At 67.6% G+C, this 20,393-nt stretch carries 16 protein-coding genes and 1 riboswitch; of the genes, 11 read left to right on the top strand and 5 right to left on the bottom strand.

The window, feature by feature from the left end:
* Position 1 precedes the first annotated feature (1 nt).
* The 4 genes from BMY53_RS11630 to BMY53_RS11645 all read right to left on the bottom strand — a co-directional run bounded on the left by BMY53_RS11630 (position 2) and on the right by BMY53_RS11645 (position 8,320).
* The gene (locus BMY53_RS11630) at positions 2–2,269 is read right to left on the bottom strand and encodes a TonB-dependent receptor (protein ID WP_255370155.1); all 2,268 of its coding nucleotides are present in this window, start codon (positions 2,267–2,269) and stop codon (positions 2–4) included.
* A 324-nt stretch (positions 2,270–2,593) separates the two neighbouring features.
* Positions 2,594–3,070 (bottom strand): hypothetical protein, encoded by a 477-nt coding sequence (locus BMY53_RS11635; RefSeq protein WP_092946653.1) that lies wholly within the window; start codon positions 3,068–3,070, stop codon positions 2,594–2,596.
* Positions 3,071–3,270: 200 nt separating this feature from the next.
* Entirely contained in the window at positions 3,271–3,864 is a 594-nt protein-coding gene (gene msrA / locus BMY53_RS11640) for a peptide-methionine (S)-S-oxide reductase MsrA (RefSeq protein ID WP_092946654.1), read from the bottom strand.
* A 145-nt stretch (positions 3,865–4,009) separates the two neighbouring features.
* Positions 4,010–8,320 (bottom strand): DUF748 domain-containing protein, encoded by a 4,311-nt coding sequence (locus BMY53_RS11645; RefSeq protein ID WP_092946655.1) that lies wholly within the window; start codon positions 8,318–8,320, stop codon positions 4,010–4,012.
* An 84-nt stretch (positions 8,321–8,404) separates the two neighbouring features.
* On the opposite strand from BMY53_RS11645, the gene BMY53_RS11650 reads away from it, so the two are divergent.
* A complete protein-coding gene (locus tag BMY53_RS11650; RefSeq protein WP_092946656.1) occupies positions 8,405–9,172 on the top strand; it encodes a YdcF family protein in 768 nt (255 codons plus the stop codon).
* 290 nt (positions 9,173–9,462) lie between these two features.
* On the opposite strand, the gene BMY53_RS11655 is transcribed toward BMY53_RS11650, so the two are convergent.
* Positions 9,463–11,016, bottom strand: a complete 1,554-nt coding sequence (locus BMY53_RS11655; protein WP_092946657.1) for a UbiD family decarboxylase domain-containing protein — start codon at positions 11,014–11,016, stop codon at positions 9,463–9,465.
* Between the two features lie 267 nt (positions 11,017–11,283).
* On the opposite strand from BMY53_RS11655, the gene BMY53_RS11660 reads away from it, so the two are divergent.
* The 10 genes from BMY53_RS11660 to ribBA all read left to right on the top strand — a co-directional run bounded on the left by BMY53_RS11660 (position 11,284) and on the right by ribBA (position 20,384).
* Positions 11,284–12,150: a lytic transglycosylase domain-containing protein gene (locus BMY53_RS11660; protein WP_092946658.1), complete on the top strand. Its 867-nt coding sequence runs from the start codon at positions 11,284–11,286 to the stop codon at positions 12,148–12,150.
* 141 nt (positions 12,151–12,291) lie between these two features.
* A riboswitch (ZMP/ZTP riboswitch) is annotated at positions 12,292–12,426 on the top strand.
* Between the two features lie 86 nt (positions 12,427–12,512).
* On the top strand, positions 12,513–13,763 hold the full coding sequence (gene glyA / locus BMY53_RS11665) for a serine hydroxymethyltransferase (RefSeq protein WP_092946659.1): 1,251 nt from the start codon (positions 12,513–12,515) through the stop codon (positions 13,761–13,763).
* A 13-nt stretch (positions 13,764–13,776) separates the two neighbouring features.
* A complete protein-coding gene (gene nrdR / locus BMY53_RS11670) occupies positions 13,777–14,220 on the top strand; it encodes a transcriptional regulator NrdR (protein ID WP_092946660.1) in 444 nt (147 codons plus the stop codon).
* 228 nt (positions 14,221–14,448) lie between these two features.
* Positions 14,449–15,078, top strand: a complete 630-nt coding sequence (locus tag BMY53_RS11675) for a GspH/FimT family pseudopilin (RefSeq protein WP_092946661.1) — start codon at positions 14,449–14,451, stop codon at positions 15,076–15,078.
* 89 nt (positions 15,079–15,167) lie between these two features.
* Complete coding sequence (locus tag BMY53_RS11680; protein WP_177200840.1) at positions 15,168–15,578, top strand: type IV pilin protein; 411 nt, start codon at positions 15,168–15,170, stop codon at positions 15,576–15,578.
* Positions 15,575–16,273, top strand: a complete 699-nt coding sequence (locus BMY53_RS11685; RefSeq protein ID WP_092946663.1) for a PilW family protein — start codon at positions 15,575–15,577, stop codon at positions 16,271–16,273. The genes BMY53_RS11680 and BMY53_RS11685 overlap by 4 nt, the downstream gene beginning before the upstream one ends.
* A 227-nt stretch (positions 16,274–16,500) precedes the next feature.
* Positions 16,501–17,544, top strand: coding sequence for a hypothetical protein (locus BMY53_RS11690; RefSeq protein WP_143074038.1), 1,044 nt, complete (start codon positions 16,501–16,503; stop codon positions 17,542–17,544).
* Entirely contained in the window at positions 17,541–17,981 is a 441-nt protein-coding gene (locus tag BMY53_RS11695) for a type IV pilus modification PilV family protein (protein ID WP_218151224.1), read from the top strand. The genes BMY53_RS11690 and BMY53_RS11695 overlap by 4 nt, the downstream gene beginning before the upstream one ends.
* 84 nt (positions 17,982–18,065) lie before the next feature.
* The gene (ribD, locus tag BMY53_RS11700) at positions 18,066–19,244 is read left to right on the top strand and encodes a bifunctional diaminohydroxyphosphoribosylaminopyrimidine deaminase/5-amino-6-(5-phosphoribosylamino)uracil reductase RibD (protein ID WP_092946666.1); all 1,179 of its coding nucleotides are present in this window, start codon (positions 18,066–18,068) and stop codon (positions 19,242–19,244) included.
* Positions 19,245–19,289: 45 nt separating this feature from the next.
* Positions 19,290–20,384 carry a bifunctional 3,4-dihydroxy-2-butanone-4-phosphate synthase/GTP cyclohydrolase II gene (ribBA, locus tag BMY53_RS11705; protein WP_092946667.1) on the top strand — a complete coding sequence of 365 codons (1,095 nt, stop codon included), beginning with the start codon at positions 19,290–19,292 and terminating at the stop codon, positions 20,382–20,384.
* Positions 20,385–20,393: the final 9 nt, after the last annotated feature.

Below are 20,393 nucleotides of genomic sequence, written 5' to 3' on the forward strand. Positions count from 1 at the left end.
CTTAGAACTTCACCTGCACACCCGTGAAGATGCTGCGGCCCGGCAACGGGGTCAGGTCTCGGATGGTGGCCACGCTGCTGGCGCTGTAGGCCAGCTTGTTGGCCAGGTTGTCCAGCTTCACGTACCAGAGCGCGTCGTAGCTGCCCAGCTCGAAATGGCGCGCCACGTTCAGGCGCAGCGTGCCGTAACCGGCGGTTGGCGTGTCCAGCGTGGGTACCCGGGTCTGGCGGGCCGCCCCGCGCACTTCGGCTTCCACCAGCCAAGGGCCACGTTCGGCGGTCAGCGACAGGCTGCCATGCAGCGGGGCCAGGCGCGGCAACGGCTCGCCCGTCAGGCGGTTGGTACCGCGCACCAGATCGACGTTGGTACCCAGTGTCAGATCCCAGCCCGCCACGGCCGGCAGCGGCTGGCGGCCTTCCAGCTCGATGCCATGCATGCGGGCAGGCACCCCCTGATACACATATTCCGGCATGGACTCCAGCTCGCCGTCGTCATTGACCTCGCTCACTGTCTTGCCGTTGGCATCCATCGCCAGGAAGTTGGAGAAGCGGGTCTGATAGACCTGCACGCTCCACTTCGCGCCGTTTTGTTGCCAGTGCAGGCCCAGGTCGATGGACTTGGCCTTTTCCAGCCCCAGCGAGGCATCGCCGATTTCATAAGCACCCGAAGCCACGTGCACGCCGTTGGCAAACAGCTCATAGAAGGTCGGCGCACGCTCGGAGCTGCTGGCGCTGCTGGAGAGGCTGAAGCCGCTGCCCAGGTCCACGGCGCCGGAGAGCGAGAAGCTGTTGGGGCTGAAGCGTTTGGTGGTGGGAGCGCCGAACTTGTCTTCGTCTCCCCCGGTGGAGGCGACGGTCACGCTTTCGGCGCGGGCGCCGGCCTGCAGGCTCCAGGGGCCGGTCTTGAAGTTCTCGATCAGGAACAGCGCACCGGTCCGGGTGGTGGTGTTGGGCACCAGGGCCTCTTCCCCCAAGGCAGAAAAGTCGCTCTTCTCCCACTGCCAACCCAGCACGCCTTGCACTGCACCCCACGGCGTCTGGATAGCCGCGTGCTGCGCTTCGATGCGGGCGTCCTTGCCGTCGGACTGGAAGGTGGTGCCGACCTCGCCCGTGCCCTCCACTTCCTGGTGCTTGTAGCGGCTGCTGGCCAGTTGCCACTGCACCTTGGCCAGGCCCGGGAACACATCGCGCCATTCACCGGCAGTGGCAATGCGCTGGCGCTGCATTTCGATGTGGGTGTCGGGTTCGACGGTCACGCCGTAATTGCTGTGATAGTCCTCCACGGACACACCGGCATAACCGTCCGAGAAGAAGAACGAACCACCCAGCGCGCCGCTGCGTGTGTGGTTCTCGGAGTTGCGGACGTGGGTGCTGGTGGTGCCTTCGCTGTCGGTGAACCGGGGCACGCGCTGGTCGTCGGCATGGCGGTCGGCGGCATCCACGTGCCAGCCGAACTGTGAGGTACCGCCATCCAGCACCGCTGCGCCACCGTATTCATTGGCTGCACCGCCCAGGCGCACCTCGGCAGCACCGTTGATGCCGGGCTGCGGCGCACGGGGAATGCGGTTGTCCATGGCGTTGACCACCCCGCCGATGGCATTGCCGCCGTACTGCAGCGCGGCGGCGCCCCGAAGCACCTCGATGCGTGTGAGCACCAGCGGGTCTACCGGCAGCGCATGGTCAAAGCTGAGGCTGGACGCATCCACCGAGGAACCGGAGTTGCTCAGCATCTTCACGCGGTCACCGTCCAGGCCGCGCAGCGTGGGGCGGTTGCTGTTGGGACCGAAGTAGGTGGAGCCGACGCCGGACATGCCTTCCAGCGTGTCCCCCAGGCTGGCACCGCGCTTGAGCGTCAGGGCGTCACCGCTGAGGGTCTGCACCGGGGCGACCATGTCGCGCAGGCCCAGCGGGTTGCCGGTCACCACCACCTGCTGCAGGCTCTGCTTCTGGCGGGCCTTGCCGGGCGCTGGGGTGCCGCTGTCCGCCGTGGCGGAGGCGCCATCACTGGACGCGGCGTTGGACGTGGGGGCAGACGCTGCGTCTGACCCCGTGTCAGAAGGACTGGCGCTGGCCGAGCTGCTGGCGCTGGCGGCCCGGTCGGTGGATGCAACTGCGGCCTGCTGGGCCACGGCGGCGCCACAACTCAACGCCAGCACCAGCCCCATGGCCTGGGCGATCGGGGACAGGGTCAGGCGCCCCGAGGCCGCGTCGGGATGGGCGGCGTGGGTGGGCAGCGCGGAAGACAGGACGACCGATGAATTCTTGGACATGACTTTTCTTTCTGGTCGGCAGCACGCGGCCCCGGGCCGGTCTCATCCCTCGATGAAGACCCGGCCTGGGGTGATTCGTCCGGCATGACGGCCCTGCCCCTTGGCGCCCTGGCCACACACGGATGTCGTGGAGGCACCAGGCGCAAGCGGCACAACAGGGTTCAGGCTGTGGACGTATCACTGGGCGCCGCGGCGCCAGGAACACGAACAGGTTGCGCGCACCCGCGCGGCGCGGTGCCGGCAGGTGTTTGTGCGCAGAACGGGAGGTGTGAAAGCAACAGACCCGCAGCGGTCCTCAGGAGCGACCGGTACAGCGGGCTGCGGTCATGCCAGGGGCGGTGCCCGGGCGGGAGCGCGCCAGACCTGCGCCACCACGGCGCTGTGAGGCTGCGGGGTGGCCACCGGATGGTCCGGCAGCGAGGCCGTCCAGGCGAGCGCCTGGGCGATAGGGCCCAGCGCAGTGCTGAGCTGATCCAGCAACTGGCAGTCGCTGCTGCCGGCGGCGTGGCCGAAATTCGGGCCGCTGGCTGTCTTGATGTCGGCAGCGGGCGCGGTACTCAGGGCGGGCGCGGTACTCAGAACGGGCGCGCTGCTCAGGGCGGGCGCGCTACTCCGGGAGGCCGTGTCTGCCGTTTCATGGGCGGCGCTGGCCTGGGTGGCGGCCAGCAATACACGGGGCGCCATGCTGCCGCCGTGCAAGGCCTTGTGCACCAGCCCCAGCGACTGGAACCCCAGCAGCGACACCACGCACACCAGCACCCACCACCGCAGGAACTGCGGCAGCGTTTGAGTGCCGTTCAAGGCACGCGCTGGGTGACGCCGACGAGCGGCTGCGGGCTGGGGATACATGGGGCGCTGGATGAAAGAACTCAGGATTGTGCCTGCGCTTCACCGCGTTGCCTGAAGTCACTGTCTTCGGGGTGTGGCGCCCCCGCCCGAAAATCCCCCAGGAGGGGCGGACACCGCACTTGACGACCGAAAAACAGGGGACGGGCGCCGACTCAAGCCGAATCGGCGCGAACCAGTTCCTTGAACTTCTTCATGAACTTGTCCACCTTCGGTGCCACCACAAAGGCGCAGTAGCCTTGCTCCGGATGGTGTTCGAAGTAGCGCTGGTGGTAGGCCTCCGCCGGCCAATAGTTCTGCTCCGGCTGCACTTCGGTCACCACCTTGCCGTTGTGGGCCCGGTTGGCTTCATCCACTACCTGGCGGATCTCCCCGAGTTGTTCCGGGCGCTGGTAATAGATACCGGAGCGGTACTGCGTGCCCACATCCGCCCCCTGGCGATTCAGGGTGGTGGGGTCATGGATGGCAAAGAACACCTGCAGCAGGTCGGTCAGGCTGACCGCGTTCGGGTCGAAGCGCACCCGCACCACCTCGTTATGCCCGGTGTTGCCAGAGCAGACCTGCTCGTAGTTGGGGTTCTGCAGCGTGCCATTGGTGTAGCCGGATTCCACCGAGCGCACGCCCTTGACCTTCAGGAAGACGGCTTCGGTACACCAGAAGCAGCCACCCCCGAGGGTGATGAGATCCTCGGTCAGCGCGGTGGCGGGGCCGGCGGCGTTGGGGTTCGTGTTCGGGGTTGCGGTGCTCATGGCAGCGTCCTTTCTTGCTGTGATTCGGTGGTCTTGGCGGGTCAGGAAGTTCCCAACGCCATATGGGGCTAAAACCCCCGAGGCCAAGAGCAGCGGGCGGGGGCGGGGGGATGGCGGCTGGTGGCGGCGGCTGGGGCCACCAGCGTCACTGCGCGGTCAGCGACAGATCCACCCTCGGTTGCCAGCCTTGGCCATCCTTGGACTCATGCAGCATGGGTGAGGCCAGGAACAGCCGTGCGTTGGGCACGCCCTTGGTGATCAGCGCATCGCGCACGGCTACCGAGCGCTGCAGTGCCAGCTCCCGCATCTGCTCGTCGGTGACGGTGTAGCTGTCCATCAGCAGTTCTCGCATCTCGGCCGGCGGCAGGTCCTTGGCCAGGCCGAGCAGGTTGCGCGGCTTGTTGGGCAGCTTGGCGTTGTCGTAGACCGTCTTGAGCAGGCGCTGGCGCTGGGTATCGTCCAGCGTGATGGGTGTGGCGGCGACGGGCGTGGCGGAGCCGGCAGCGCTGGTCGCACTGGTCGCAGGCGGTGCGCTCGCAGGCGCCTGCGCTGACGTTCCCGCTGCTGCGGCCGCACTTTCCGGCGTCTGCTGCCGCCGCAACTCCCGGCGGCGCTCGGTCAGCAGAGCCTCTTCCAGCCGCGCCGCCTGGGCCGCACGGCGCTCGGCCGCCGGGTCCACCCAGCCGGTGATGCTGAGCTGCAAGGAGGGCTTTTCAGTGAGCACCTTGGCCACGCTGTCCAGGCCACGTTCAGTGGCGGGCGGCAGCACCGCGGTGCCGGGCGTGAAGTCCAAGTGGCTCATGTCACCGCCACCACCACCCGACAGCAAGGAAAACGGCGCCGTCAGGGCCTTGGTCAGCAGGTTGACGATCAGCTTCACCACCACGCCACCGATGCTGAAAGCCGGATCGTTGATGGAACCGCTGACGGGCAGGTTGACGTCGATCACGCCGTTGCTGTCCTTCAGCAGGGCCACTGCCAGCCGAACCGGCAACCTGGTCGCATCCGGGCTGTCGATGCGCTCACCAAAGCTGAGTTGGTTCAGCACGATCTTGTTGTCCGCCACCAATCGGCCGGCCGGGTCGATCTGGTAGTGAACGCGCGACGAGAGCTTGCCGCGCTCGATGGCATAACCGGCGTACTTGCCCGCATAGGGCGACAGCGGCGCCAGTTCGATGTCGGTGGCACTGGCGGTGATGTCCAGGGCCAGGGGCGCGCCGCTGGGATTGAGCTGGCCGCTGATGTCCAGCAGCCCCGTGCCCGCCACGCGGCCTCGCAGTTGCAAGGGCGCCATGGCTTCCGAGCCGGCCGAGAAGCCGCCCAGGGTGCCGGTGAGTTCACTCAGCCGGGCACTGTAGTTGGGTTTGACGAAACGATCATTGAAATCCACCTGGCCGGCGTTGACCCGGGTCTCCTGGATGCTCAGGCGCAACGGTGGTCCAGAGGCTGCCGGGGCTGCAGCGGATGCAGCTGCTGGGGAGGCGGCGGCGGAAACTGCCTGGGAGGCGGTAGAGGCAACTGTTGTCCGGGCGGCGTCGGTCGTCGCCACGGGGGTCGATGCAGAGGTGGCCGCCGCCACGGTAGCAGCGACCGGTGCGGAAGCCGCCGCAGTGCCCGCCACAGCGGCCACCGCCTGGCCTTGCTCGGTCTGGCGCAAGTCCCTCAAATTCAAGCGACCCTGCTCATTGATGATGAGACGGGCATAGAACTCGTCCAGGCTGGCCTGGCGGATGTTGATGTCCGGCACCCCAGCCGGCGCCAACTGGAGCTTGAAGCCCGACAGGCGCAAGGCCTGCCAGCTCAACAGGTCTTCGGCGGAACGTCGGCGCCCCTCTTGCAGCCGGGCCTGGCGCAGCCGCAGGTCGGCCAGCAGCAGATCACCCACCGCCTGCACCCGTGGGCCGGCTGGCAACAGGGCCAGGCTCACATCGCCCTTGAAGTTCCCTTCGGCGCGCTGGAGGTGGATGCCGATCGATGGATCCAGATAAGGGTCGGCCCAGTGCAGCGGCAGATGCTCGGCCAGCAGCTTGCCATTGATGCGCACGGGCGCCAGGGCCACCTGGCCGTCCCACTGCAGGCGCGGGGTCTCCCGCGCGCTACGGCGGGCGGCATCCGGCCGACGCGCGACCATGCTGATGCGCACCGGCAAGGCCTGCCGGAGCTGATGGCCGTCCCAGTCCACGCCCGCCACACGCACCGCCAGTTCCTGCACGCCGATCGGGCGAACAGGTTCGTCATCCAGCACATGGGTCAACTGGTCCAGCAACTGGACCTGGCCGCCTTCGATCAGGAGTTCAGCCACCCGGGCGCGCCAGGCCGGCGCGGCCACCGGGGCCGAGGCCGCCGGACCAGCCGGGGTCATTGGCGAAACCGGGGTCGCCGGGACAGCGCGAGCATGCGAGGAGGCTGCCTCCTGGCCGGAGGCCGCAGACCTTGTCCAGCCAGCCCAGTTCCAACGCCCTTGCGCATCCCGCGCCAATCGGGCCTGGGGCTCCTTCAGGGTCAGCCGGCCGAGCGAGACCTCTTGGGTCGCCAGGGCAAGATCGGCTTTGTCCAGCGTCAGTTCGGCCAGCGAGGCGACCGTCTTGCGGTCCTCCAGCAGCGTCAGGTCCGCCAGACGCAGGTCATGCAGCCCGAGCTTCAGGTCTTCGCCCTTCGGCCCGGCCGTCACCTGCCCTTGCACCGCCAGTTGCCCGGCCACCTCCAGTGGCGTGACGGGATGGAGATAAGGCGCCAGCCAGGCCAGCGAGAGTTGTTGGAGGCCCCAATCCAGCGTGACGCCATTCGGGCCTACTGTGCCCTTGGCGCGGAGCGTCGCAGTACCGAGGTTGGCGACGGGGGCGATGCCCGCGGTCGTGCCCTGGGTGGTGCCGGACGTGGTGCCGGGGGTGGTGCCGGACGTGGTGCTCGCGTTTGCACGGGCAGTCGCACCAGGGGTGGCCTCGGACGTCGCCGACTTTGCGGTTGGCGGCATGGCGGCTGCCGATACAGAGGTCGCCGTTTTGCCGGACCGTTTCGCCGGCACCTGCGCCTTCGCCACCGATGCCGAAGGTGTACCGCCCGAGGACCGGACTGACGGGCCAGCCGTCAGCGATGCGGACAGTTCCACTGACGCCGCAGGCCCGGCCAGCGGCCACGCCAGCCCACTGCTCATCAGCGTCAATCCCTCCACCCGCCATTGCGCGGCGGGCGTGAGCGCAGCGTCCTGCCACGAGACACGGCCATCCACCAGCGCCAACTGCCGCAGGCCAAAGCGCCAGCCAGCGCCGCCGGGCGCCTGTGCGCCCTCCCCGGCCGGCGCGGAGCCGGAGGTATGGGCCGCAAGCGGTTCCGCAACTTGGGGTGGCTGGCTCGCCGAGGCGGCCGCCGCTGCCGGCCGGGCCGCAGGTGTTGCGGCCGCGCTGTCCTGCGCGACAGGAAGCCACACTTTTCCTTGAGCGTCTCGCGTCAGCCGCAGCTCCGGCGCCTGCACCGACAGGCGGTCCAGCAGGACCTGGCGCTTCAAGGGTTGCAGGTCCGCCAGTGCCACGGTTACCCGCTTCCAGCGGAGCCAATCTTCCCAGGCCTCGGCCGCACCAGCACCTGCGCCCCCATCCACACGCCGCTGCAACGCCAGTTCACGCACTTGCGCATCACCGCTGATCTTCAGCGCGGGCGGCTGCGACAGCGGCTGGCGGAAATCCACCGTCAGGTGGGCATCCACCAGCCCGGTCGCCAGCCGCATCGGCAAGGCCTTGGGCCAATACGCGCGGTAGGCGGACAGGTCCAGCCCATCCAGCTTGAACTGCAGGCTGGCCGCACGGGTCTGCGCAAACGGCTGGGCCTGCGCCTCCGTCTGGAAAGGCACGCCGTTGAGCTGCCCGGCCAGGTGGGGCTGCACCGTCACTTCCACATCGGCATCCAGGGTGGAGAGGAAGGGCACGCCCAGTTGCAGCCCGCTGAGCCGGTGCACCATGCCTGCATGGCGGTCATCCAGCTGGATGTCGCCCTGGGTCAGCTCAATGTTGTAGAGGGCGAGGTCCGGCTCCTTGGCGGGCGTCTCGGCAGCGGGTTGGGGCTGGCTGTTCAGCCGCGCCAGGATGTCATCCACGTCCGTGCGGCCATCCCCCAGCAGGGCCAGCCGCACCGTCGGCGCCTCGATGCGCAGCGACGAGAGGATGGGCGCCAGGTGCAGCACCGATCGCGGCGACAGGGCCACCTCCAGCTGCTTCACCGCCAGCAGATCCGGTGCCTGTGCGTTGGGGCCGGCAATGCGCAGCCCCTCCAGGTTCAGCGCCAGCCGCCACGGGCTGAAATGAGCGGCTGTGAGCGAGACCGGCCGTCCCAGCTGCTCGCTGGCCATGCGCACCCCTTGGCGTTCAATCCACAGGGGCAAGGCCACCCAGGTGATCAGCAAGATCACCAGCAGGGTCAGCACCAGCCCCAGTACAGCCCTTAAAAGGCGCCGGGGCCACATCGGTAAAGCAGCGAACAACACAAGTACAGCCAATGAAATCGTTCAAGGGCCCGATTATGCTGGCGGGCTCAACACCTGACACTGATGAACGAACTCATCCACAGCATCGCCGCCTGGCTGCTCCCCCCGATGGGGGCCGTCCCCCTGCTCCTGCTGGCCTGGTGGTGGCGCTCCCGCCATGCGCGTGTGGCCACTGCGCTCTTCCTGCTGGGCCTGGTCAGCATGTGGGTGGGCAGCAGCGACATGGGCGCCCAATGGCTGCAGGACCGCCTGCTGGGACGTTACGCGCCGTTGGCCCTGCAGACCCTGAACGAGGGGCCCCCCGAGCAGACCGCGATCGTTGTGCTGGGCGGCGGCGCCCGGCTGCTGATGCCGGAATACCAATCGCCGCAACTCAAGACGAACTCCATCGAACGCTTGCGCTACGGCATCTGGCTGGCGCGGCGCTGCAACTGCCCGCTGCTGTTCACCGGCGGAACCGGCCGCGCCGCCAAATCCGGCCAACCCAGCGAAGCCGCGCTGGCCGACCGCCTGGCGCGTGACCAGTTCGGCTTCGAACCCCGCTGGCTGGAAGACCAGGCGTTTGACACCCGCGAAAATGCCCAATACAGCGCCGCCATGCTGCGGGACACCGGCGTGCGCCGTGTCATCCTCGTCACCCATGACGTGCACATGCGACGCGCCATGCGGGCCTTCCGCAGCGCCCTGCCGCCGAACATCGAATTGATCCCGGCGCCGGTGGGCGTGAGCGGTGATGGCATGGACTGGCGGGACGCCCTGCCCTCCGGCGAAGGCATCGCCCGCGCCCGGTATCTGGGTTATGAATGGCTGGGCTGGATGGCCGGCCATTGAGCAGACCTCCAGTAAACATCCAGCAAGCATCCCGCACGCGATGAGCCCATGCCGGGTCCACGGCGGTCAAGAAACCGCGTTCAGGGAGCATCAATAAGAAACCCCTCCCGAGCCGGGTGCGCCGGACATGGGAGGGGTGGGCGGACCAGCCGCCTTTGGGGCTCCGCAGCGATTTGCTGTGGGGCTCCTGGCGCGCAGTGACTGCGCCAGTGGAAATGCCTCGAAAGGCACCTCAACATTAGCCGGGCGGCTGATGCCTTTCAAGGCGCCAGCCCGGCCAGCCCCGCAAATCAGCCCCCGAACAAACGCCTATATAAATCTTCGGCGCGGGTTTTCTGCTCGGCTGGCATCTCGATCACCCGCCCCCATTCACGCGGGGTCTCGCCCGGCCACTTGTTGGTGGCATCCAGCCCCATCTTCCCGCCCAGGCCACTGACCGGCGAGGCGAAGTCCAGGTAGTCGATGGGCGTGTTCTCCACCAGCGTGGTGTCGCGGGCCGGGTCCATGCGGGTGGTGATGGCCCAAATCACGTCCTGCCAGCTGCGGATGTCCACATCGTCGTCCACGATGACGATGAACTTCGTATACATGAACTGGCGCAGATAGCTCCACAGGCCAAACATCAGCCGCTTGGCATGGCCCGGATACGCCTTGCGGATGGAGATCACCGCCATGCGGTAGCTGCAACCTTCGGGCGGCAGATAGAAGTCCACGATCTCCGGGAACTGCTTCTGCAGGATGGGCACGAACACCTCGTTCAGCGCCACCCCCAGCACGGCTGGCTCGTCCGGTGGTTTGCCGGTGTAGGTGGAGTGATAGATGGCGCCGTCCCGCTGGGTGATGCGGTTTACTTCGAACACGGGGAACCAGTCCTGCTCGTTGTAATAGCCGGTGTGGTCACCAAAGGGGCCTTCCAGTGCATGCAGGTAGCCGCCCTTTTCCTTCAGCGGCACGCCATCTTCACTGCGGCCGCTGAAACCCGGCGCCGCCGTGGGGATGCAGCCCTCCAGCACAAATTCAGCGCTGGCCGGCACCTGCAGCATGCGGCCGGCCTCGCCCACCTGCGTGTCCGCCAGCTCGGTGCGGGAGCCTCGCAGCAGGCCGGCGAACTGATATTCAGAGAGGGTGTCCGGCACGGGCGTCACCGCGCCGAGGATGGTTGCCGGGTCGGCCCCCAGGGCCACAGCGATGGGGAACGGTTGTCCCGGGTTCGCGAGGGCGAAGTCCCGGAAATCCAGGGCGCCTCCCCGGTGAGCCAGCCAGCGCATGATGAGTTGACGGCGGCCAATCAGTTGCTGCCGGTAGATGCCCAGGTTCTGGCGCAGGCGCGGCTGGGCCACCCCCTGCGGGCCCCGCGTCACGACCAGCCCCCAGGTCAGCAGCGGGCCGATGTCCCCCGGCCAGCAGGTCTGGATGGGCAGCCGCTTCAGGTCCACGTCACTGCCCTCGACCACCTGCTCCTGGCAGTGCGGGCGGCGAACCACGGACGGTTTCATGTCCCACAGCGCCTTGGCCATCTGCGCCAGCCGGCCGACATCCTTCAGTCCGCGCGGCGGTTCAGGCTCTTTCAGGCTGGCCAGCAGTTGCCCGACCTCCCTCAACTGGGTGGTCGATTCGGCCCCCATGCCGAGCGCCACCCGACGGGGGGTCCCAAACAAATTTGCCAGGACCGGCGTGCGATAGCCGCGCGGCTGTTCGAACAGCAATGCGGGGCCCTCCGCCCTGAGGACGAGGTCGCTCAGGGCCGTCATTTCCAGCACCGGCGACACCGGCTCGGCGACACGGCGAAGCTCGCCCATGCCCTCCAGAGCGCCTACAAAGTCACGTAAATCCCGATACTTCATAACTAAAAGAAATTTAGAAGAGCCCCCATCAGCTTGACGGGTTATTTTTGGTCCATAGAATCGCGCCCTGCCCTGGCCCCCAGGGTAATCCCGGTCTTTGCTTTTGGGACAGCAAGGCCCGGCCCGCTGCCAATGGACGCCGGAAGTCCAGCTTGGTCGGTCTCTCAGGAGACTGGTGCTGAGCAGGTCTGACCCGGCCCATTATCGCCACCCCTTGCGGGGGTCTCGTCCAGAGGCCAACGCAGGGATGTCGGAGAAAGGAGTCGCATGACAGCGCGTTCTCATGTTCTTTCCCTCTCACGCCAGGCCCGTTCCGCCCTGGTACTGTTCGTCAAGGATATTGGCCAGGGTCTGCTGGTCGTGAGTCACAACACCCTCGCCCTGCTCGGCTTTGCCGTGCTGGCTATCGGCGTGGTGTTCGCCAGCCAGGCAGATCTTCGTCAACAGACTGAAAACCAGGTCCTGGGCTGGCTGAATGCCCGCCATGAGGCCCGTGTCGAAGCCTCGGGCGATGTCTTGTCGCTGCTGGCCGAGCCCGAAGCCATCACCCGCGCCACGGCGGTGGACCCCAAGGAGCTCACCCGCCAGCAGGCGGCCGTGGCCCAGTATCTGGCGCGCCGTTACCGCGTGGCGCCGGAGCCGGTCAGCCGCCTGGTCAAGGAAGCCTGGGACGTGGGCCAGCGTGCCCGCGTGGATCCCACGCTGATCCTGGCCATCATGGCGATCGAATCGGGCTTCAACCCGTTTGCCCAGAGCTCGGTAGGAGCCCAGGGCCTGATGCAGGTGCTGACGCGCGTGCATGACGACAAGTACGAAGCCTTCGGGGGCAACCTGGCTGCCTTCGACCCGATCACCAACCTGCGCGTGGGCGTGCAGGTGTTGAAGGAGTGCATCCAGCGCGCCGGTGGCATCGAAGAAGGCCTGCGCCGCTATGTGGGCGCTGCCAATCTACCGGACGACACCGGTTATGCGGCGCGCGTGCTCTCCGAGCAGGACTTGCTCAAGATGGTGGTGGCGGGCCGCAATGTGTCGCCCAATGCGCCGCGTCCGGCCCGGGAGCCCTCTTCGGCGCCTCAACCGAATCCGCAACCCAATGGCGAACAGGTGGCCATGGTGAGCCACACGACCAACTGACGCTGCGTCCTCCGTCCCGCATCAACGGCAACCGCTTCGGTTGCCGTTTTTCCTGGTCGGCCCGCCGATGCCCCACGCCTGTGCAGCCGCCCTGAAAAGGGGCCTGAGCTTGGGCCCCGGGTGGCGCGGCAGAGGTACACTTGCGGCTCGCGCGACTGGCGATGAGGTCCGGCCATCAGGTCGGGCCGAGGTGGGTCACCACCGGGGAGCGCGAACGATGCGGGATCTAATACGGGGTCTGCCGCGTCGCTTGTGCCGTTCGCCTGGGCCGCCACTCGCAGTCGTCCGTCGCTCCCCAGCCCTTTCTGGCGAGATGCCGCGGCCGTTTGCAGGCGGCGCCAACCCTTGAGCCCGACACCATCATGTTTGACCGCACTCAACAAACCCTCGCCAACGTGGACGCGGAAGTCTTTGCCGCGATCCAGCAGGAAACCCAGCGTCAGGAAGATCACATCGAGCTGATCGCTTCCGAGAACTACACCTCCCCGGCGGTGATGCAGGCGCAAGGCAGCCAGCTCACCAACAAGTACGCCGAGGGTTATCCGGGCAAGCGTTATTACGGTGGCTGCGAATATGTGGATATCGTTGAGCAACTCGCCATCGACCGTCTGAAGCAGCTGTTCGGCGCGGAATACGCCAACGTGCAGCCCAATTCCGGCTCGCAGGCCAACCAGGGCGTGTTCTTTGCGCTGCTGCAGCCCGGCGACACCATCATGGGCATGAGCCTGGCCGAAGGCGGCCACCTGACCCACGGCATGTCGCTCAACATGAGCGGCAAGTGGTTCAACGTCATCAGCTACGGTCTCAACGACAAGGAAGAGATCGACTACGACGCCATGGAAGCCTTGGCCCGCGAGAAAAAGCCCAAGCTGATCATCGCTGGCGCGTCCGCCTACGCACTGCGCATCGACTTCGAGCGTTTCTCCAAGATCGCCAAGGAGATCGGCGCCTACTTCATGGTGGACATGGCGCATTACGCCGGCCTGGTCGCTGCGGGTGTCTATCCCAACCCGATCCCGTTCGCCGACGTGGTCACCTCCACCACCCACAAGAGCCTGCGCGGCCCGCGCGGCGGCATCATCCTGATGAACGACGAGGCGATAGCCAAGAAGATCAATTCGGCCATCTTCCCCGGTATCCAGGGCGGCCCGCTGATGCATGTCATCGCCGGCAAGGCCGTGGCCTTCAAGGAAGCGCTGACGCCTGAATTCAAGGCGTACCAGCAGCAGGTCGTGGCCAACGCCAAGGCGCTGGCGGAGACCCTGATCGAGCGCGGCCTGCGCATCGTCTCCGGCCGTACCGAGAGCCACGTCATGCTGGTGGACCTGCGTCCAAAGGGCCTGACCGGCAAGGAAGCCGAGGCCATCCTGGGCGCCGCCCACATGACCACCAACAAGAACGGCATCCCCAACGACCCGCAGAAGCCGATGGTCACCAGCGGTATCCGCCTGGGCACGCCGGCTATGACCACGCGTGGTTTCAAGGAAGAGCAGGCGCGCCAGACGGCCCACCTGATCGCCGACGTGCTGGACAAGCCGCACGACGAAGCCAACCTGGCCGAGGTCCGCGCCAAGGTGGCCGCACTGGCTCGCCAGTTCCCGGTCTACCGCTGAGAGGCGGCCGCGCATGCGTTGTCCGTTCTGTGGCCATGGCGACACCCAGGTGTCGGAGACCCGTGAGTCCGATGAAGGCGACGTGGTGCGCCGGCGGCGGCGCTGCCAGTCCTGCGACAAGCGTTTCACAACCTATGAGCGCGCGGAAATCGCGTTGCCTATGGTGGTGAAGAAGGACGGCACGCGCGCCGACTTTGATGCCGGGAAGCTGCGAGCCTCGATGTCACTGGCCTTGCGCAAGCGGCCGGTGAGCATCGAGCAGATCGACGCAGCCCTGGAGCGCATCCAGGAAAAGCTGCTCACCAGCGGCGCACGCGAAGTCGCGTCCACCAAGCTGGGTGAGCACGTCATGCGGGAACTCAAACGCATCGACAAGGTGGCGTATGTGCGCTTCGCGTCGGTGTATCGCAGCTTTGAGGATGTGGACGAGTTCAGGCAGTTGATTCGGGATATTTGAGCGTGGCACCCTGAGTGCTGAGAGCGGGCCATCGGGCCCGCTTTTTCTTTTGCAGTCTTGAAGCCTTCGTCCCGAGGCTCCGACCCAAAACCTGCAGTCCCCAACTTCCTGGGGCCCGTCACCCCACCCTCAGGGCGACGCGCATCCACAGCCCAACTTCTAGAGTGAAGCATCGATCACCAGCCACCGTTCCGTGGCCGTTGATCCTGCGGCTCATGGAGGTGGTTGATGTTGAGTGCCCTGCCCTTTTCCCAAATCCCGTCGTCTCCCCGATGGCTTGAGCCTGGACGTGCACTGCCCGCTCACAGCGCTCAAAACCATCGCAGCAAGGCTCACACCCCAGCAGGCTTCACCCTCATTGAAGTCCTGGTGGTGGTCTCACTCCTCGCCCTGGTGCTGGGCATGGGTTTGCCTGCCGGCCATGCCTGGCTGCAGCGCCAACGCCTGGGGCATGCTGCCGAGACCGTTCTCAACGATCTGTACCTGGCGCGCAGCGAAGCCCTGCACGGTGCACGCAATGTCATCTTCCGGGTCATCCAGTCGGCGGGCGGCACTTGCTACGTCATCCACAGCGGCCCCCTCAACGCCTGCAGTTGCGAACTCACTGGCCCACCCACCTGCCGTGCCGACGCACAGGCTCTCAAGCAAGCGCAGTGGCCGCGACGGCCAGGCTATCCGAACCTGCTGAGCAACGTGTCGTCCATGCTGTTCAGCGGACGACAAGGCACCACCTCCCTGGCCGCCACCCTGCAGGTCCGCAGCGAAGGGGTGGGCGAGGTCCGCCACGTCGTGAGCATCACCGGCCGCGTCCGCAGTTGCAGTGCGGATCACGCCTTCATGCGCTGGGCACGCTGCTAAGGGGGTATGTGATGCAAGGGCGCCCAGACCCCCGCCACCGCGCGGGCCATGCAAGACAAGCACGACAAGCGCGCCGAGCACGCCGCGCCATGCGCGGGCTGTCCTTCATGGAGCTGATGTTCGTGCTGCTGATCCTGGGCGTGATCCTGAGCCTGGCGCTGCCGGGATACCGACGCCAGGTGCTTGCCGCCCATCGCGCTGAAGCAACGCAGGCCCTTCACGACCTGCACCTGGCCCAGGAGCGTTTTCGGAGCCGGCAGACCCGTTATGCACGCAGCCTGCAGGAACTGGGGCAGCCGGCGCTGTCCGCCAACGGCCGTTATCGCCTGAGCGTGGCCCAATCCACTGCCGAGGGCTATGTGCTGGAAGCGGACGCACAGGGCCAGCAGGCACAGGACCACCGATGCAGCAGACTGAGGCTGACCCAGTCCTTCGGACAGGTCACCCATCAGGGCATGGGCGCATCCATGGAGCAGTCCGCCGGCTGCTGGCCTCAATGATGCGTATCCTCCCACCACGCGGCTTCAGCGGCTTCAGCGGCTTTTGTGCTCACAGCCGCTTCAGCGGCTTCTACGGTATCCGCGGCCTTGGCGGCTTCACCCTCATCGAACTCATGGTGGGGCTGGCCGTCGGCCTATGGGTCGTCGCTGGCGCCATGGGATGGGCCGGCCACACCCTGGGCCAGATGCAGCGGCAGCTGCAGGAATGGCAGATGCATCGGGAGTTGCGCGCGCTGGCCCTGCAACTACAGATGGAGCTGCGCCGGGCGGGCGCCCACGGCCGCCCCACCGCACTGGTATGGCGCCAGGACACGGGCGCCACGGCCAATGCCTTTTCCACCCTGACATTGGAAGACGGCGGCAGCACACTGCGGTTCAGCCGTGCCACCGACGACAACGCCACCCAACCCGGCACTTCGGGTCAGACCGGATTCCGCTGGGCGGAGGGCCGCATGGATCAATCCCTGGGAGGCCGCTTCCAGCCCTTGACCGACCCCGGCCTGATGGAGGTCACGAGCTTCTCCGCCACCGTGCAAACGCTTGCCCACGCGGGCACCGGCGGCTGCGCGGGCACAGTGCACAGCCGCACGGTGGAGCTCTCCTTGCAGGCGCAGCCGCCGCAGCAGCCTCAGCTGCAGCAACGGCTGGCCCTGACGGTGCACCTTCGCAACGACGTCGTGGCGGGAGGCTGTTGATGAGCCGGCGCCACCATCCCGGGCAACCCGCACATCGGCGGCAGCCATCAAGGCCGCCGTCAACGCTGACATGGACGATGATGCGGTGGCAGCCGCTTCAGCCACCGCGCCCGCAACCGCTTGGGCATCCGCTCGGGCGTCCACTCGGGCGTCCGCTCAGGCATCTGCACCAACCACTTCTGCAGCAAGGCGCCATCACCCTCCTGCTGTGCGGCCTTCTGCTGTCCATGCTGGTACTGGCCGCTCTATGGGCCGGCCGCCACCTGGCCGTGGCCCAGCGCATCGCTGCCAACGATCACCGTGCAGCGGTGGCCATCCAGGCGGCCGATGCCGGGCTCGCCTGGGCCCGCGCCATGCTCAACACCGGGCGCCTCGACAACACCTGCCGTCCGGACTACAACAGCGGCCGGGATTTCCGGGAACGCGCGCTGCGCCACGGCCCTGACGGCGACTACCTGGCTGCCAGTGGCGATGCGGCTGCAGCGGTGTGCATCAACAACGGCCTGCATCGCTGGGACTGCCGCTGCGATGGGGGAACACCTCCCGCCAACGGCGGCACCGTCACGAGCCCAGGCACCGGCAGCGGTTCGGCCACGCCCGACACGACCGCATTCCAACCCACCTTCGCCATCCGCTTCCTCCCCACCGACGCCCCGGGCCAGCTCACCCTGGTTTCCCGAGGCTGCAGCCAGCCGGCCGACGCCTGCACCGATGCCAGCCGCCCGGATCCCGAAGGCGTCGGTCTGGCCGAACACGGTCAGCACATGGCCTTGCTCAGCGCGCTACGCCGGCCACCCAGCCAGGCTGTGACCGACGGCAACAACGCCTTCCTCCGCGTGTTCGGCTACCCCGCCAGCCAATACCGCCTGCAACCCGCCCTCACCCGGCTGCGCTGCAGCAGCACCTGCAGCGCGGATCTGCGACAGGCCTTCGCCCGGGGCCGGCGGTTGATCTGGATCGACGGCGGCCTGAGCCTGCGCGAGCCGCTACCCTCGCCGCCCGACAACGAACCCGTGGTGCTGCTGGTCGATGGCCAGTTGGACATCACCGTCGCCATGCAGTTTTCCGGCGTGCTCTACGCCCGCACCGGCATCCGCTGGACGCCCCCGACCGGCAGCCGCTCCACCGTCCGGGGCGCTCTGATCACGGATGGACGCTGGACACCCCAAGACGGTATCGACATCCAGCTCGACGCCGAACTCCTCCAACGCATCAACCGCCAGATGGGGAGTTTTCTTCCCGTTCCCGGCGGATGGAGTCCTCGCCGATGAAACCCGCCATGTCTGCCGGCAGCAGAGGCATCGCGCTGCTCGAAGCCCTTCTGGCCGTCAGCCTGCTGGCCACCGGTGCCGCCGGACTGGCCCGTATTCATGCCCGCCTCACCTGGGCTGGCGATGAGATCCGCCACCAGGGCGAAGCGCTCTGGCTGGCCCAGCAGGCACTGGAACGGGCCCACGGCTCACTGAGTGTTTCCTCCACACGATGGTCGGGCGCCTCCGCCGATTTCGACATCCAGGGCCACACCACCGATGTCGCCCCGGGTGGCAGCACCAGCCTCACCTTGATCGACACCTTCCCCCTTCGATCCGCCCAGGTCAGCGTGGCCTGGACGGACCGCACCGGCCAACGCCACACAGTGGACCTGCAGACGCTGATCTCCACCGCCGACCCGGCCCTCCACGCATGGCTCACCCGGGCCGACGGTTAGGACACCCCCATGACGCGCCACCGCCCTTTCGCCACCCAGTTTCGGATGCAAAACGGAAGACCGATGTCCCCTAGACTTCACCCCATGCATCCTGATTCTGTCCACGCGCCCGCCGCTCTGTCCCGCCAGGACCTGGACCACCTGACCGCCGCGCTCGAACTGGCCGAGCTGGCCATTGGCCTGACCGACCCCAACCCCCGGGTGGGTTGCGTCATCACCAACGCCCAGGGCGACATCCTGGGCGCCGGCCACACCCAGCCTGCCGGCCAGGCCCATGCCGAGGTCATGGCGCTGCGCGACGTGCAGGCCCGTGGCCATGACGCCCGTGGCGCCACCGCCTATGTCACCCTGGAACCCTGCGCCCACCACGGCCGCACCCCCCCCTGCTGCGACGCCCTGGTGGCCGCTGGCATCGCCCGCGTGGTGATGGCCCTGGGGGACCCCAACCCCCTGGTCGGTGGTCATGGCGTCCAGCGCCTGCGCGCGGCCGGCGTCCAGGCCGACGTGCTGCCAACGGACCACCCGCTGGCCGTGGCCGCGCGGGAACTGAACATCGGCTTCCTCTCGCGCATGGAACGGGGCCGGCCTTTTGTGCGCATGAAGATCGCGGCCACCCTGGACGGCCGTACCGCCCTGCACAACGGCGTCAGCCAGTGGATCACCGGCCCCGAGGCCCGCGCGGACGGCCACGCCTGGCGCCGCCGTGCTGGTGCCGTGCTCACCGGCATCGGCACCGCCAAGGAAGACAACCCCCGCATGGATGTCCGGGAAGTCCCCACCGCGCGGCAACCGCAACGCGTGCTGGTGGATTCCCGGCTGACACTGTTCCCCGACGCCCGCCTGCTGGACGCCCCCGGCAACCTATGGATCTACCACGCCCAGCCAGAACCCGGGCCGCTGGGCCAGGCGCTCATGGCACGCCATGCTGAACTTATCTCCCTGCCCGACCCACGCGGCAAGGTGGACCTGGCCGCCATGATCCAGGACCTGGGCGGCCGTGGCATCAACGAACTGCACCTGGAGGCCGGCAACAAGCTCAACGGCTCGCTGCTGCGGACCGGGCTGGTGGATGAACTGCTGGTCTACCTGGCGCCCATGCTCATGGGTGACGGCCGGGGCATGGTGGACCTGGGCACCCTGACCGCGCTCGACCAGGCGCCCCGCTATGAGGTGGTCGATATGCGCCCCGTAGGCCAGGACATCCGGCTGCGGCTCCGTCCCTCCCTCGGGGGCTTTTTAAGCCCGCCCTCCACCGCCCGGTAGCCCCTCCGCCGCGGACCATCGCCCCGCCCGCCTACAATCGCGCCCATGCCTATTTCTCCGATTCCCGAGCTGGTTGCCGAACTGGCGGCCGGCCGCATGGTCATTCTGGTCGATGAGGAAGACCGCGAAAACGAGGGTGACCTCGTGCTCGCGGCGGACCATGTCACGCCTGAAGCCATCAATTTCATGGCCAAGTTCGGCCGCGGCCTGATCTGCCTGACGCTCACCCGCGAGCGTTGCGAACAGCTCCAGCTGCCGCCCATGGCTACCCGCAACGGCACCAAGCACGGCACCGCCTTCACCGTCTCCATCGAGGCTGCGACCGGCGTCACCACCGGCATCTCCGCCGCGGACCGTGCCCGGACCGTGCAGGCCGCCGTGGCCCGCGGCGCCGGACCGGCGGACCTGGTCCAGCCCGGCCACATCTTCCCGTTGCAGGCGCAGGATGGCGGCGTGCTGATGCGCGCCGGCCACACCGAAGCCGGTTGTGACCTCTCCCGCATGGCCGGCCTAACGCCCGCCGGCGTGATCTGCGAGATCATGAACGACGACGGCACCATGGCCCGCCTGCCGGACCTGGAGATCTTTGCCGAGCAGCACGGCCTGAAGATCGGCACCATCGCCGACCTGATCGAATACCGCAGCCGCAACGAATCCCTGGTGCAGCGCGTCACCCAGCGTCCGCTGGACACCCGCCAAGGCCAGTTCGACTGCCATGTCTTCCGCGACCGTACCGGTGGCGTGCACATGGCCCTGGTGCTGGGCGCGTGGAAGCAGGAAGACGAGGTGCTGGTGCGCGTGCACGAGCCCTTCTCGGCGCTGGACCTGCTCGAAGCCGGCCGGTGCGGCCACTCGTGGCCCCTGCCGGAGGCGCTGGCCGCCATCCAGTCGCAAGGCCGGGGGGTGGCCGTGCTGCTGAACTGCGGCGAAGAAGCGCACGCCCTGCTGGGCCGCCTTGAAGCGCCCGCAGGCCAGGAGCCGCGCACCACCATGGACCTGCGCACCTACGGCGTGGGCGCGCAAATCCTGCGTGAACTGGGCGTCCACCGCATGAAGCTGCTGGGCAGCCCGCGCCGCATGCCCAGCATGACCGGCTACGGGCTGGAAGTGACCGGCTTCCAGGCCGCCCAAAATTGCTGACCAGCACGG

The organism is Roseateles sp. YR242 (assembly GCF_900109745.1).
Taxonomy (GTDB): Bacteria; Pseudomonadota; Gammaproteobacteria; order Burkholderiales; family Burkholderiaceae_C; genus Roseateles.